We start from the raw sequence: 13,564 nt of genomic DNA, 5'->3' as shown, positions 1-13,564 counted from the left end.
CTCTCGATGAAAACAAAGCAATATCGTTCACTCCTGAAAAGCAAAGGCATACATATAGCTCAGGTTGAGTTATATTTATCATCAAAACTCGGAGAGTTTGACAAGTTTTTTATGAAAAAATCTGCAGAATTTGGAACTTACGTGAACAAAATCGGTAGTTTTCAAAAGGGACGTAATTCAAAGATTAAAGATATCGACCAAACTGAAAGAAATTTAAATGAAAACATCGAAGGTCTGCTTGCTGGAGATATAGAAGCAATTGAATCAACAGACAAGTTAATGGCAGACTATGAAGCTGCCATTATGGATAGCTGGACAGAAAAAGACAAAGCTGCGTTCAAAGACATTAATGATGATTATCTAAAGATCACTCTAAAGAACAATATGGCTTTCAAGATTGCGTTGCTGGTTGGAAAGAACCAGTTTATGAGTTATGCTATAGAATTTGCCTTATTCTGTCTGAGTTATTGGCTTGCCTACCCTATAAAAAAAATACTCCTACCACTTTTATTTCCAAGTCAAGGCGAAATAATAGATCAGTTTATTTATGCGATCATCATCTATTTTTCTGCCAGGATAATTATTGATTTCCTAAAAAAAGCCCTTTTGCACTGGCGGGTAAAACAACTGCACAAATCCTTTCTGAGATTATTGCCACTCATCGAAAGTGCGAAACAAAAAATGGAGAAAAAATAAATCGTTTAAAAGTTCAAATGGGTATAAACCTGCCAGTTGATCAAATACAGGGCAAATAACGGCTGACTAGTTAAGAACTATTTCATGCCTAGCGGAGCGAAAAATTTTTCTAAAACTAATGTTATTTTATTAGCCAAACGATAGTAACCTCAGCACTATGTCAGGCTTATTTTTAAATAATTAAGCAGCTTTTTCTATAGCCAAAATTGGTTAGTAAGATCTATATATAATAGCCTTTACTAACCGCACCTCAAAGTTGCGTGTAGCATCTCAAAAATTTACCTTACTTTAGAAAAGTAAACATTACTAATGATCGAAGTTACCTGCGCCATTATTTTTAAGAATAACCAGGTGTTGATTGCCCAACGCGGCGTCAACATGAAATTACCTTTGAAATGGGAATTTCCTGGAGGAAAGGTAGAGCATGGCGAAAGTAAAGTAGCTTCCCTGGTAAGGGAAATTAAAGAAGAATTAAATCTGGAAATCAGCATCAGCAAAGGCTTAACAGATGTGTTGCACCATTACCCAGATTTTTCGTTGCGCCTGTATCCTTTTATTTGTAAATACCAAGGTGGTGAGCTTAATGCAGTGGAGCATGCGCAAGTAAAGTGGGAAAAGATAACCAACCTAATGGCGTACGATTGGGCAGCGGCAGATGTACCAGTGGTGAAAGAGCTAATGGAACTATATCAATGAATTTAGGCATATACGAACAATTAATTACAGGCGTACTTAAGGCGAAACTAGACAGCTTAGACAGGCAATCGTTTTATATCAACACCGCCCCTATAGACAAAGAGGAAGCCTCAAGAATACTGGCCCAGCATTTAAGTTCGGCCATGCAGCAGGCTTTTAGTTTAATTAAAAAAGATGTTACTAAGCAGATTGAAATTGCCAACAAAATTATTGTCCTTTTACAGCAGGAGATAGCACAATACGATTTCAAAGAAGATATTATTGATGCAGAGGCAACAATCTTAAGGGCTGTTTTCACCACGATAGACAATCACTATAGCGATTTAGACCTGCGCTTAAAAGAAATTACACCACAAACCAGACTCACACAAAGTGAACTTTTTACTGGTGGCAATGTAGGTTTGTCATTAGAAAGCGAACTCAAAAAAGAAATAGCCTCTGCTAACCGCATTGATCTATTGGTGTCCTTCATCAAATGGAAAGCTATCGTCATTTTAAAATCGGCATTTGAAGATTTTACTGCCAATGGTGGCCAATTAAGGGTAATTACCACCACTTATATGGGCGCTACCGATGCAAAGGCAATTAGAGAATTAGCCAAACTACCGAACACCGAAATTAAGGTGTCGTATAATGTAGATAAAGAAAGACTCCATGCAAAGGCTTATCTGTTCTACAGGGATTCTGGATTTCATACCGGTTATATTGGCTCTTCCAACTTTTCGAGGTCTGCGCTAACAGATGGCTTAGAATGGAATGTTAAGATTACGACTAAGGAAATCCCGCACATCATCGCAAAGTTTCAGAAGACTTTTGAATCTTACTGGCAGCATGCAGAGTTTGAGCTTTACGATGATCAGCGCCATTATGAAAAGCTAAGTGGCGCCATTAAAAACAACCGGATTGGAAAAGCAGAAGAGGGTATTATTAATTTTTTTGATATTAAACCCTACCATTACCAATTGGAGGTATTGGAAAAACTGCAGGTAGAGCGTCATATTCATGGCAGGTTTAAAAACCTAATTGTAGCAGCAACAGGTACCGGAAAGACGATGATCTCAGCTTTTGATTTTAAGCGTTTTAGACAGCAAAATCCTCAGTCAACTTTTCTTTTCATTGCCCATCGAAAAGAAATACTGACGCAAGCCCGCCATACTTTTAGAAATATTTTAAGAGATTCTAGCTTTGCTGAACTCTGGGTAGATGGGTTAGAGATTACGGATAAAAGACACGTTTTTGCCTCTGTACAAACGCTCAATAATCAGTTGGAAGCGATGAAGGTAAGGCCAGAGTATTACGATTACATTATTATAGATGAAGGACACCACGCTACCGCTAATAGCTATAGAAAGGCACTTAGCTATTTTAGACCGCAAATTCTTTTAGGTCTTACCGCCACGCCAGAGCGCATGGATGGCCAAAGTATCTTACCTTATTTCGATAACCATATTGCTGCAGAAATACGCTTGCCAGAGGCACTAAACCAGAAACTGCTCACCCCTTTTCAATATTTTGCTATTGCTGATAGTACCGACCTATCTCAGGTAAGATGGGAAAAAGGCAGATATGTAGCCAGTGAGCTGAGCAAGGTGTATACTGCGAATCATAGGCGTGTGGGTGAGATTATCAGAAATCTAGAACAGTACACAAAGGATTTTGAGGATTTGATTGCGATAGGTTTTTGTGTAACAAAAGATCATGCGCTGTTCATGAGCGAACGGTTTAATAAGGCCGGATTGAAGTCTAAAGCATTAACCAGTGATACGAGTAGCGAAGAACGTAGCTTAGCTTTAATGCAGTTGCGCACCAAGCAGATTAACTACTTATTTGTAGTTGATATTTTAAATGAAGGCATAGATATTCCTGAAATAGATACCCTATTGTTTTTAAGGCCTACAGAAAGCTTAACCATTTTTCTACAACAACTGGGAAGAGGCCTTAGATTACATGATGGAAAGGATGTACTTACTGTATTGGATTTTGTTGGTAATGCCAATGCCGAATACGATTTTGAAGGAAAATTTAGGGCACTGATTGGCAAAACTAATACTACAATACAAAAAGAGATAGAGAATGACTTTCCACATTTGCCTTTGGGCTGCGCCATCGTTTTAGAGAAGCAAGCAAAGGAGACCATTTTAGCCAATATTAAACGGGCTACTAATTTGAGTAGAAAAAATCTGATCCATAAGATTAGGGCCTATGCGCAACATACCAACTTGCCGTTGACTTTAGCTAATTTCTTGCACATCTATAACCTGGATATCAATTTAATCTACGCGAGAAACAGCTGGTCGAAATTGTGTGATGAAGCCGGTGTAATAGCAGACTATAATCCATTAAACGAAAAGTTATACACGGCTATGTTGAAGAACAAGTGGTTAAGCACCAGTTCGCATAGCTATTTTTCTTTTCTACTTAATTTGGCAAAAGCAAATTTTGTGATCAGCGACAAACAATTCTCTGAAACGGAGAAACTCATGTTGGTGATGTTGCACTATGACTTTTGGCAAAAACCTACAGACAGCAGTCTTATTGAAAGCATTGAAGAAATAGGGAGAAATAGAATTTATGTAGCGGAAATCATTTCGTTTTTAACCTACCGTTTGGCTCAAACCGATTTTGAGGAATATGATTTAACAAACCTATCATATGCACAGCCTTTGAAGCTCCACGCGAGGTATACAAGAGAACAGGTATTGGTTGCTTTCAGATTAAGTACTTTAGCTAGTCAATCTAGCAATCGCGAGGGCGTAGCAGAAAACAAAGATTTAAATACCGAATTACTTTTTATAGACCTGACTAAGTCGGAAGAGGATTTCTCTCCTACTACCCTATATGATGATTATGCCATTAATGAGATCTTATTTCATTGGCAATCTCAAAATCAAACCCGTAGTGATAGCGGCAAAGGCTTAACGTATATTAATCACCAGAAGTTAGGTAAAAAGATATTGCTTTTTGTACGGGAGGCCAAAAGTAACCAATATGGCAATACCCAAGGTTACGTTTTTGTTGGAGACGCTAACTTTATTAAATATGAAGGTTCTAAACCGATGTCTATCACTTGGGAGTTGCAAGAGCCGATTCCAAATTACTTGTGGAAGGATTCAGCTAAATTGGTGAGTGGGTAGTAATCTGATTATCTAGCTTCATAAGCGCTTGATGCTTCATTGTGCATTTAAGTTTAATATGGAAGAGTAGCCATTCGTAGCTTTCTCTTATGATTTAGGAAAGTGCTGAACAGAGCGATAGGCTGTTGTTCATTTTCTGTTCATTCCATGCTATGCAAATCCTGCCTTTTATCAATTCCGTTGATAAAATGATGAAGGTAATATTTACAATTTTATTGATTCTAATTAGCAGCAACCTGTTCGCTCAAACCTACGGTTGCTTAGTTGGCAGCACGACTAGCGGTACTGTTTATATAAACCACTTAGGTGCCTTGTATGATATAAATGGAAATAATTATAAAACTACCGCACCAGCCTGCCCCAGGGTTGCTTTAAGTGCAAGAAGTGGAAATTGCTATTTCGATTTATTTGGCACCGCTTACCCAAGGTATGTTTACACACTGGTTACAACAACAAGTTCGCCTATTGCCTGTGACATTGATCATTATGCCATTTTTGCTCTGGGGTTGATAGGAATTTTCTGTTTTATAAAACGAAGGGCTATATATGACGAAGCTTTAGCATTGTAGTTTAGGGTGGTACATCACCCTATTAAACTTTTTTGTTGTCGTTGATCATATCATTGCAAAAATACATCGGCGTAAATTTGTTTGATGTTAATAAGAATAGATATCTTGCAATTGAATGATCCCTGTTCAAGAATATCTTCCTGTTAATCTTTTAGCCGCCAGTTTTAACAATACTGCTGCGGCCTATAAATTCTATTGGTTTCTATCCATTTTAGAGGAGGTTGAGCAGGGGGAGTGCCATATCCCCAAGCAAAGATTATTTGCCGGAATGGTGGCTGCCAGCTGGTACACCATTAATTACTTTAAAATCAGCTTTGGCAAACAGGATCAGTTACACGAAAAGGTAAAAGAAATAGCAGCACTTGAGAGTATCAGCATTGATGCGGATAGGGCGCATATTAAACATCGGATAAGCCAGAGTAATCTTCTGCTTACGCAAAAACTGTTGTGGCATTTTGATAAGCAGGTGCCTCATCGTTTTTTAAGTCCGTGGTTTCCGGCGATAGCGGAAAAACGTAATGAAGTGCAAATCACTTCGCAGCAATTTGAAAACGATTGTTTGTATGCACTGGAACAAACCCATATTACCATTAACCCGATCTGGATTGATTATCTCCGTGCCAATGCGGGCGTTTTGAAAAGCTTTTGTTACTGGAAACTGAGTTTATACCTTCAGAAGCACAATCCCAATGTACCAGATATTCCCAATAAACTGATTAAACCCGCTAAAAGAAATGGTTTGACGAGGCAACGGAAAGTATGGGATCTGGTGATTGAGGAATTAGATGGCGTAGATTGTATTTATACCAACACCAGGCTTTACAAAAGCGCTTATGCGGTTGAGCACTTTATCCCCTATGCTTTTGTATCGCATGATCTGTTCTGGAACCTGATCCCTGCAAATACCGCTTTTAATAGTTCTAAATCAGACAAGCTTCCACGCATGGAAAAATATTTTGATGCTTTTTACAATTTACAGAAAACAGCGGTCGAAATTATTAAATATAAGCTGCCGAAAGAAAAGCTTTTGGAGGATTACTTAAGTATATTTCCGGATTTGGAAAGTGTGAAGGAATTGCCTGGTGAATACAAATATAAGTTTAAAACAACTATAGAGCCTTTGATTACGATAGCGGGGAATAATGGCTTTGAGTTTATGCTATAAATTAACATTGATCTACTATAACAACAACCCTGCCTTGAGATTCTTTGTGCCATTTAGGGGATAATTATTTTGATAAATCAATAGGATTCTCTAAATTGAGCTATCCTATTGTTGTAGTTCATATTTCATTTTGTTGTGGCTGGGGTTCGAATCCCTGCCAGGGTACAGCAAAAACATCTCTTTTGTTTCCTGATCATCCCATGATTTACGGTAATTATTATTTTATTCTACTAATCAAACGAGAAAATGGATTATTTAGCAGATTTAGAGATTTTTTTTGAAGACATAAGCGCCGGTATAAAGGAAGCGAGGATACTTTCTGCTTCAGGAAATGCTGATCAATCGGAAAGGATGAAAGCAAGGGTGAAGTTTGTAGCCTTAAGAAGTAAGGTCTTAATAGACAAGATTATGGAGGAGCCGAACATTACATTGTTAGAAACTAAAATGGCCCTTTTGCCATTACCTACACGTACTATAAAAGTACTCCATGCTTATAATGTGATCACCATGGCCGATTTGCTTAGGCTGAGTTTGCAGGAAGTTACCAATATACCAGGTGTTGGCAGGCAATCTATTATTGCCCTACAAGATATTGTTAAAGCGAATAATTTACCATGGGAGTTGCTAAAAAGCCCGGGAATAGACGATTAGACAGAGATGGGTACTTACTAAAATACAGAAGGAAATCGATAAATCGATTATGGCTTAGTTTTATTGTTAACTACTTTTTCCAATAAAGGGTGAGCCTTATTCGCTGCGTTCCGGCAGAAAAAATAAGGTTTAGATCAGCATGGAGCTCATCAGTCTCCCAAAGTGTATTCTGGTTAAGATAACTTTGTCCTTCATCATTCACTGTTTTTGGCTTTTCATCAGCCTGATCAGGTTTGCCAAATGATTTAATGAGCTGCTGTCTGATCCGTTCATATTCTTTGAAATAGATTTCCGATTTCCCAGCCTGTTCTTTGCGGCTCTCCAGCATATCTTTCAGGTCAGCATAACGCCCTTTTTCCCAATCGTAAGAAACCAGGCGCAATAGCGAATCCTTTGGCGTATAAAAATATTCTGCGTAAACCGGGAGCACACCAACCGGCTTACGCTGTACAATAACGGGGTTTACAGTCTTGTAATGATCTGCAAGGGGATAGTATTCCGTGGAAAGCGATACATTCTGAGAAAGGAATTTTGCATCTGGATCAAGTTTCTTTTCAAAATCGATCACCTCAGCAATTTTACGTTGTTTCGTCCAGATACTTTCCTGAGAAAAGCCTGCCTGACTACAAAAGAGCAATGCGAGCGCTAAAAAGATTATTTTCATGTTGTGAAGTTACCATATTGTACGGAGATAACTTTCTGGTATGAAGTGTAAAGATTCAAGCGTTGAGGTATTAATAATTTGTTACTGTTTTTTTAAAGGTATTAATGAGCTCGCTGAAGGGCTCGGTCCTGCTTATTTGTTATCAAGAACAAAGAAGGAGGCTGCCGCCGATGAGGCAAAAGAAAAATTGAACAGAGACCCTTCGACTACGCTCAGGGTGACAAGCTACGAGGTCAAAAAATTGGCTTAAAAGCTCTTTCCGCTGCGGTCGAGATGAGATGACGATACCCTAAAACAGGCGCTCGCTATAGCCGCCCTGCTCTCTGGCATAGGAGATGATGGAAGGATATACCGTTGAAACTTTTGCACTAACGTTCAATTACCAGGAACAAGGCAACGCGTCCTGTTCCGACCCTTCGTCGGAATACTTGTGTTGCCGCAATGGAAGTTTCGACGAGGATAGCCAACATCAGCTCCAAGCCTTGATTGTTTGCTTCTTTGTTATCAAGAACAAAGAAGAAGGCCGCCGCCGATGAGGCGAAAGAGAAATTCAAGGTATTGATAAAATTTATTTTATGCTTTTAGATCCCCAGTCAGGCTGAGGATGACGGATCTGTTGAGTATGTTTAAGCTTTCTGTTTATAAAGGATATCAGGTTAGACTTTATTTGTCCTGGCCGGACAGGTTTGTTGCTTTTTGATGTCAAAAAGCAACAAAAAACACCGGCTTAAAATTATTCATTGATATTTATCTTTTTATTGGCATTCATGAGGGCTACGCCGTTTTTGTATTCAAGTTTCTGCTTAGGCCTTTACCGTGTATCCCCAAGAATTTGTCAGGCCGTATGGAAGGTGAACGGAGATGTTTTGCGTTGGCCTTAGGAGGTATTAAGCGAGGCGGAGTTACAAGTGTTCAAAATCCCCATGTTATACACATTGAAATCGCTAACAAATTGTTATTCTGTTAAAGCAGCCCAAAACTTACATATTGTACAAACCTGGGTTGATCAGAACGGTTCGGGCTGGCTGCATGAGGTAGTGCTTCGAGCCATACAATTAAATCGCCTTTTTTGCCGGCAACGGCAATCTGTCGGTTTTCTTCCCTCAGTTTTTCGATGGCTACATCCTGATGGGCGTGTTTAGAGAGGAACATGTCAATTTCGTGGTGGAAGCCAGGGATCAATGTCAATGCGCCTCTTTCTGCAGGAACATCGTTAAGGTAAACCAGGCCTTGAATGTGGTACTGAATGCCCCTGCTAAAATCAATGTCCCAATGAAGCGGACTTCCGGCAAAGCGGTAGTGAGTATTTTCTGGCGGATTATAGCTTAGTTTTTCGGCATTCGGAACGATATTTTTACCGCCATAGAGTTGCATGAATACTGCTTTGAGCTTGGGGTTGTGGCGGATTTTATCGATACAAGCCGCCTGATAGCGTTGGAACATCATGCCTTGTAATAATTCATGAGGCTGATACCAGGTTTTGGGATCATCCCGCCGTATGCGTAAACTGCGTTTCATAAAATACACCACTTCTTCGCAATCCTGCCCAGGTACCAGTCCGGAGATTTTGAGATATCCGTTTTTCCTCCAGAAATCCATATTCTCTTCATCAAGTAGCTGGGGAAGAGTCATATCGTTTTCTGATATACCAGAATAGAGCCATTTATTGAAATCATACATTGATTTTAAATGCGTTTCCAATCCTTTTAATCCGATCAGCCATTCCTTAAAATGTGCAACATCTCTGCACTCCTGATATAGGAATTGATAAGTTTCAAAAATTCCGATCTGGAAGAAAGACAGGAACATTTTCTCTTTCAGGATCAGCGCTTCATCTTGCGGTGCCGGGGCTACATTCGGGCGGTGATTTTCATAGTATGTGCCAATAAAGGGGCAATCTGGACTTGTGTTATTTTTTAATTGATGTTCAGGAAGCTGGTACATGGGTTACATTGATGGGGGATTGCAAATACATGAAGTTGCAAAATAATTTGCTTAAGGACAAACCGTTTGCTAACATTACCATCAAATCCCAAACCAGTGTTAAATTATATCCAGTTTAAGCATCATTATGATGTGGAACAGCTCCAGGCAGAACTTTCCATTTGTTTACAGCAGGAATGGGGCGATCATTTTAATCAAAAAGACTATCAGGGCTGCTGGCAGAGTATTTCCTTGCGTTCGGGCAGTGGCCGGGAAGCAGATATTTATGCCAATTACGGCATTTCAACCTATCGCGATACGCTATTGCTCGATCGCTTACCTTATTTCAAATCGGTGATCGATTCGTGGGCATGTGATAAGGAAAGCATCCGTTTACTGGCTTTGCATCCCGGAAGTGAAATTAAGCCCCACCGCGATTTAGGCTGTAATTATCAGGAGGGTCATTTTCGGATTCATATTCCCGTTCAAACCCATGCGCAAGTAGTTTTTAAAGTGGCGGAGGAGCGCCTTACGCTAAAGGAAGGCAGTTGCTGGTACATTGATTTTAGCCAGACGCATAGCATTAAAAATGAGGGAAACGAGGTTCGGGTTCATCTGGTGATGGATGGGATCAGGAATGGGTGGACAGATTCTCTTTTCGCTGCGCATGGTTATGATTTCGCCTCGGAACATGTAGTTGAAAAATATGATGCAACAACCAATGATCAGATTATCGCTGAGCTGGAACGGATGAATACAGATACGGCCCGGGCATTGATTGAAAAGTTAAGTGCGGGGAGATGAAGGCGCAATTAAAAAACTGGATCCCTTATCAACTGGCTTGGGTGGAGCAGGAATGGAAGGTAAATTGGCTGGATTTGGGTGATCATCACATTCAGGAACCTTTTTTCGATGAAACCATATCGATTTGCAGGGCACGCATGCGCATGCGCTCCCGCTTCCATTCGCAAAGCGATCTAGCCTTTTTGCTGCAAGCTGCCACCGGCGTGGAAAGTCTGGCACCAACGGCCTTTATTTTTCATGTATCCAGATGCGGGTCCACTTTGTTATCGCAGGCGCTTGCCGCAGCTCAGGATCATATCGTGATTGCGGAAGCACCTTTGCTTGATCAGGTGTTGCGGATGCAGGAAAAGGATGTCTCTTTAACGGAGCAGGATCTAAAGGGTGTTTTCTTAGCGGCTATTCAGCTGATGGGTAAACAAAGAACAGGAGAAGAAGAACATTACTTTATTAAACTGGATAGCTGGCACCTGCACTTTTATGCTTTACTGAGAGAATGGTTCCCCGATACCCCCTTTTATTTTTTATCCCGTGAACCTGTTGCGGTGCTGACGTCGCATTACAAAAGAAGAGGCATCCATAGTATTCCGGGTTATATTTTACCTGCTGTGTTTGCCATCGAACTTAAAGCGGCTCACTTCGAGGATTTCAATTTATATACAGCAACAGTACTAGGCGGATATTATGATCGATTGAAACGTTACCATGCTTTAAATTTTCCATACAATCATTTTTATGATTACGGTTGGGGAATGCAGGGAATGGTGCCTCATTTCCAGCGGGCTATCGGGCTCGAATTTTTAAAGCCGGCCATGATCGATAGGATTGCTTTTCACAGCAAGTATCCAGACAGGCCCTTTCAAACGGAGATAAGCCCGGATGCATCTTTTCGTTATGAGATTGCAGAAACGGCCTATTCGGAGTATTATAAAACCTTGCGTATTCATGGCTAGAATTTTCCAGTTTACTGGTTTATCCGGAGCAGGAAAAACCACATTAGCCCATGCGCTCGAAGTAGCACTAAGCCTTGAAGGATACCGGGTGGCGGTGATTGACGGCGACGTATACCGTGGGAAGCTGTGCAAGGATTTGGGCTTTAGCCGGGAAGACCGCATAGAAAACGTCAGGCGCCTGGGTGCCGTGGCGGAAGAGATGAATCCGTATTACGATGTAATCATCATTTCGGCCATTAATCCCTATCAGGAATCAAGAACCTTATTAAAAAACAACTACGACGCACTTTTGGTACATATAGATTGTGATATCACTACTTTGCGATTAAGGGATACGAAGGGATTGTATCAACGAGCCTTTCTACCCGACCAGCATGAGGATAAAATCTATAACTTGACGGGAGTAAATGATAATTTCGACGAGCCTGTATCTGCAGATTTTCGGTTGCATACTGGAAAAACGCCTATCAATTTGTCTGTCTGGAGGCTGAGAAAATACATGTTATCAGCTATACAGAAAAAGTAGTGTGTATAATTGCGTATACAAAAAATGCTGATAATTTAATTTTTCTAGAATTTTTTATGTCGATATTTCGACTAATTGTGCCGTTAAATCTACTTGGGATAAATGTTTATCGATAATTCATGACATTTGTCAAACTCTTGTAAATAAGGCTATTTTGACTAATAATTTTATTACATCTTTGTAAGAATTAATCCTCCTTACAAACGCTTTTATGAATACAGATAGAAGATCTTTCCTTCGGAAAAATCTCTTCGTCGGCAGTAGCTTGCTACTGGCAAATTCGCTTGATGCCCTTGCAGGCGTTGCGAAATCTATTAATACCCGTGGGGTAAACCAATCGCAGCTGAAAATGATGTACACTAACGACCTTCTTGGGAAGGTTAATGCAGCTTACCGGGATTTTGGGGGGCTTCGCCAGTTGCATAACACGATTAATAACGAAGAGGTTTCGGCTTTATTGTTTGATGCCGGTGGTTTTCTAAATGCCAGCCACGATAAGAATGATCAGTTGCGAGGCATCGATATTATGAATAAGATCCATTACCATGGTGTAAACCTGAGCGCTGCTGATTTATTACAAGGTATAGAATCGTTTAAATCGCTAATTCCTTATATCAATTTTCCATTACTGAGCTGTAATTATCATTTTGAAGACCCCCTTTTAAGAGAAACGGTTAAGTCCTATCAAATTCTACAGTATGGTAAATTTAGGGTGGGTGTAACTGCAGTAGGTGAAAAGGCTACTATTGCTGGTCTGGTGGTGAGCCATCCACAAACGACTTTAAACAGAGTTAGCCATTTGCTGAAAAAAAAGCACCACTGTGATGTAGTAATTTGCCTGGCACACCTGGGTTTTAACGAAAAAGCGAGAATCAATAATAAAATCCTGGCGCAGTCTTCCATTGGCGTGGATTGTGTAATTGGCGGAAATGCGAATGAAGGCAAAAGCCAATTATGGATCGTTAAAAATGCTCAAAAGGAAGAGGTAATGTTGAGTAGTAACCATCATGAAGGTTTATCAACTGCCACGCTTACCATCGCTTTTAATGAAGAAAAAGAAAGGGCTGGCCTCGCTTTTAAACGACACGTACCGGGAGCAAACAAAATTCAAAGTAAACAAAAATTGCTGTCATTGATGGCGGCCCGAAATAATAACATAAACAACTACAATTTTAATATCTAAATTATGGACGAATATATTGCGATAATAAAGCTATTTGCCGGGAATTTTGCCATGAGGGGTTATGCTTTTTGCGACGGTCGGACGATGGGCATAGCACAAAACCAAGCAGTTTTTGCATTGGTCGGTACAACTTATGGGGGTAATGGTCAAACTACGTTTAATCTGCCTGATTTACGGGGGAGAGTGGCTATTGGATCAACTCAGGGAGTAAATTTGCCAGGTGTGGGAAGTTATCAGTTAGGGCAAGTAGCGGGAACTACAAACGTGACGATTTTGGTTAATAACATACCTGCTCACACGCACACGGCTGTGGTAACTCCAGGTACCCCTGGAGTTATTGCAGATAATAGTGTAGCCAATACGTCTAATCCTTCTGGAAATAGGTTGGCAATAAGTCCGAAAACAGGTTCAGGGCCGAATGCAAGTACCTTAAATACTTATACAACTGCATCAGCCAACCCTGTATCATTAGGTTCAGCAGACGCACAACCGACAATTACAATTGGTACAACAGGCGGTAATCAGCCAATATCTGTTCTGCAGCCTTATAACGTTCTAAATTATATTTTTTGCCTTGAGGGCCTTTTTCCTTCCAGAAACTAA

Annotated in this window: 14 protein-coding genes; 12 read left to right on the top strand and 2 right to left on the bottom strand. The window is 40.2% G+C overall.

Annotation, left to right across the window (positions count from 1 at the left end; all coding sequences use genetic code 11):
* Positions 1–6 precede the first annotated feature (6 nt).
* From ASE92_RS12450 to ASE92_RS12425, 6 genes are all read left to right on the top strand, one after another.
* Positions 7–696 carry a hypothetical protein gene (locus ASE92_RS12450; RefSeq protein WP_056850446.1) on the top strand — a complete coding sequence of 230 codons (690 nt, stop codon included), beginning with the start codon at positions 7–9 and terminating at the stop codon, positions 694–696.
* Between the two features lie 309 nt (positions 697–1,005).
* The gene (locus tag ASE92_RS12445; protein WP_056850445.1) at positions 1,006–1,392 is read left to right on the top strand and encodes a (deoxy)nucleoside triphosphate pyrophosphohydrolase; all 387 of its coding nucleotides are present in this window, start codon (positions 1,006–1,008) and stop codon (positions 1,390–1,392) included.
* Positions 1,389–4,526 carry a DUF3427 domain-containing protein gene (locus tag ASE92_RS12440; RefSeq protein ID WP_056850444.1) on the top strand — a complete coding sequence of 1,046 codons (3,138 nt, stop codon included), beginning with the start codon at positions 1,389–1,391 and terminating at the stop codon, positions 4,524–4,526. The genes ASE92_RS12445 and ASE92_RS12440 overlap by 4 nt, the downstream gene beginning before the upstream one ends.
* A 188-nt stretch (positions 4,527–4,714) precedes the next feature.
* Positions 4,715–5,095 (top strand): hypothetical protein, encoded by a 381-nt coding sequence (locus tag ASE92_RS12435; protein WP_157255734.1) that lies wholly within the window; start codon positions 4,715–4,717, stop codon positions 5,093–5,095.
* A gap of 115 nt (positions 5,096–5,210) precedes the next feature.
* On the top strand, positions 5,211–6,260 hold the full coding sequence (locus ASE92_RS12430; RefSeq protein WP_056850442.1) for an HNH endonuclease domain-containing protein: 1,050 nt from the start codon (positions 5,211–5,213) through the stop codon (positions 6,258–6,260).
* Between the two features lie 246 nt (positions 6,261–6,506).
* The gene (locus ASE92_RS12425; protein ID WP_056850441.1) at positions 6,507–6,911 is read left to right on the top strand and encodes a DNA-directed RNA polymerase subunit alpha C-terminal domain-containing protein; all 405 of its coding nucleotides are present in this window, start codon (positions 6,507–6,509) and stop codon (positions 6,909–6,911) included.
* Between the two features lie 70 nt (positions 6,912–6,981).
* On the opposite strand, the gene ASE92_RS12420 is transcribed toward ASE92_RS12425, so the two are convergent.
* Positions 6,982–7,575: a hypothetical protein gene (locus tag ASE92_RS12420; RefSeq protein WP_056850440.1), complete on the bottom strand. Its 594-nt coding sequence runs from the start codon at positions 7,573–7,575 to the stop codon at positions 6,982–6,984.
* A 40-nt stretch (positions 7,576–7,615) separates the two neighbouring features.
* Between ASE92_RS12420 and ASE92_RS21275 the strand changes: the two genes are divergently transcribed.
* Positions 7,616–7,825 (top strand): hypothetical protein, encoded by a 210-nt coding sequence (locus ASE92_RS21275; protein WP_056850439.1) that lies wholly within the window; start codon positions 7,616–7,618, stop codon positions 7,823–7,825.
* 713 nt (positions 7,826–8,538) lie between these two features.
* Here ASE92_RS21275 and ASE92_RS12410 read toward each other — a convergent pair.
* Complete coding sequence (locus ASE92_RS12410) at positions 8,539–9,519, bottom strand: phytanoyl-CoA dioxygenase family protein (RefSeq protein WP_056850438.1); 981 nt, start codon at positions 9,517–9,519, stop codon at positions 8,539–8,541.
* 96 nt (positions 9,520–9,615) lie between these two features.
* Between ASE92_RS12410 and ASE92_RS12405 the strand changes: the two genes are divergently transcribed.
* The 5 genes from ASE92_RS12405 (at position 9,616) to ASE92_RS12385 (ending at position 13,564) form a co-directional block, all read left to right on the top strand.
* Positions 9,616–10,302, top strand: a complete 687-nt coding sequence (locus tag ASE92_RS12405; RefSeq protein WP_056850881.1) for an aspartyl/asparaginyl beta-hydroxylase domain-containing protein — start codon at positions 9,616–9,618, stop codon at positions 10,300–10,302.
* Positions 10,299–11,252: a hypothetical protein gene (locus ASE92_RS12400; protein WP_056850437.1), complete on the top strand. Its 954-nt coding sequence runs from the start codon at positions 10,299–10,301 to the stop codon at positions 11,250–11,252. Before ASE92_RS12405 ends, ASE92_RS12400 begins: the two co-directional genes overlap by 4 nt.
* Positions 11,245–11,778 (top strand): adenylyl-sulfate kinase, encoded by a 534-nt coding sequence (locus ASE92_RS12395; protein WP_056850436.1) that lies wholly within the window; start codon positions 11,245–11,247, stop codon positions 11,776–11,778. The genes ASE92_RS12400 and ASE92_RS12395 overlap by 8 nt, the downstream gene beginning before the upstream one ends.
* A gap of 211 nt (positions 11,779–11,989) precedes the next feature.
* Positions 11,990–12,961: a hypothetical protein gene (locus ASE92_RS12390; RefSeq protein ID WP_056850435.1), complete on the top strand. Its 972-nt coding sequence runs from the start codon at positions 11,990–11,992 to the stop codon at positions 12,959–12,961.
* 3 nt (positions 12,962–12,964) lie between these two features.
* On the top strand, positions 12,965–13,564 hold the full coding sequence (locus ASE92_RS12385; protein ID WP_056850434.1) for a phage tail protein: 600 nt from the start codon (positions 12,965–12,967) through the stop codon (positions 13,562–13,564).

Origin of the sequence: Pedobacter sp. Leaf41 (assembly GCF_001422545.1) — a bacterium.
Classification (GTDB): Bacteria; Bacteroidota; Bacteroidia; order Sphingobacteriales; family Sphingobacteriaceae; genus Pedobacter.
Note: the sequence above shows the minus strand (reverse complement) of the source record. Positions and strands in the feature narration are given on the sequence as shown.

Excerpts from the sequence above, each read along its gene's own strand:
- ASE92_RS12450 (WP_056850446.1), top strand. The coding sequence starts at position 7 with ATGAAAACAAAGCAATATCGTTCACTCCTGAAAAGCAAAGGCATACAT.
- ASE92_RS12445 (WP_056850445.1), top strand. The coding sequence starts at position 1,006 with ATGATCGAAGTTACCTGCGCCATTATTTTTAAGAATAACCAGGTGTTG.
- ASE92_RS12440 (WP_056850444.1), top strand. The coding sequence starts at position 1,389 with ATGAATTTAGGCATATACGAACAATTAATTACAGGCGTACTTAAGGCG.
- ASE92_RS12435 (WP_157255734.1), top strand. The coding sequence starts at position 4,715 with ATGATGAAGGTAATATTTACAATTTTATTGATTCTAATTAGCAGCAAC.
- ASE92_RS12430 (WP_056850442.1), top strand. The coding sequence starts at position 5,211 with ATGATCCCTGTTCAAGAATATCTTCCTGTTAATCTTTTAGCCGCCAGT.
- ASE92_RS12425 (WP_056850441.1), top strand. The coding sequence starts at position 6,507 with ATGGATTATTTAGCAGATTTAGAGATTTTTTTTGAAGACATAAGCGCC.
- ASE92_RS12420 (WP_056850440.1), bottom strand. The coding sequence starts at position 7,575 with ATGAAAATAATCTTTTTAGCGCTCGCATTGCTCTTTTGTAGTCAGGCA.
- ASE92_RS21275 (WP_056850439.1), top strand. The coding sequence starts at position 7,616 with ATGAAGTGTAAAGATTCAAGCGTTGAGGTATTAATAATTTGTTACTGT.
- ASE92_RS12410 (WP_056850438.1), bottom strand. The coding sequence starts at position 9,519 with ATGTACCAGCTTCCTGAACATCAATTAAAAAATAACACAAGTCCAGAT.
- ASE92_RS12400 (WP_056850437.1), top strand. The coding sequence starts at position 10,299 with ATGAAGGCGCAATTAAAAAACTGGATCCCTTATCAACTGGCTTGGGTG.
- ASE92_RS12395 (WP_056850436.1), top strand. The coding sequence starts at position 11,245 with ATGGCTAGAATTTTCCAGTTTACTGGTTTATCCGGAGCAGGAAAAACC.
- ASE92_RS12390 (WP_056850435.1), top strand. The coding sequence starts at position 11,990 with ATGAATACAGATAGAAGATCTTTCCTTCGGAAAAATCTCTTCGTCGGC.
- ASE92_RS12385 (WP_056850434.1), top strand. The coding sequence starts at position 12,965 with ATGGACGAATATATTGCGATAATAAAGCTATTTGCCGGGAATTTTGCC.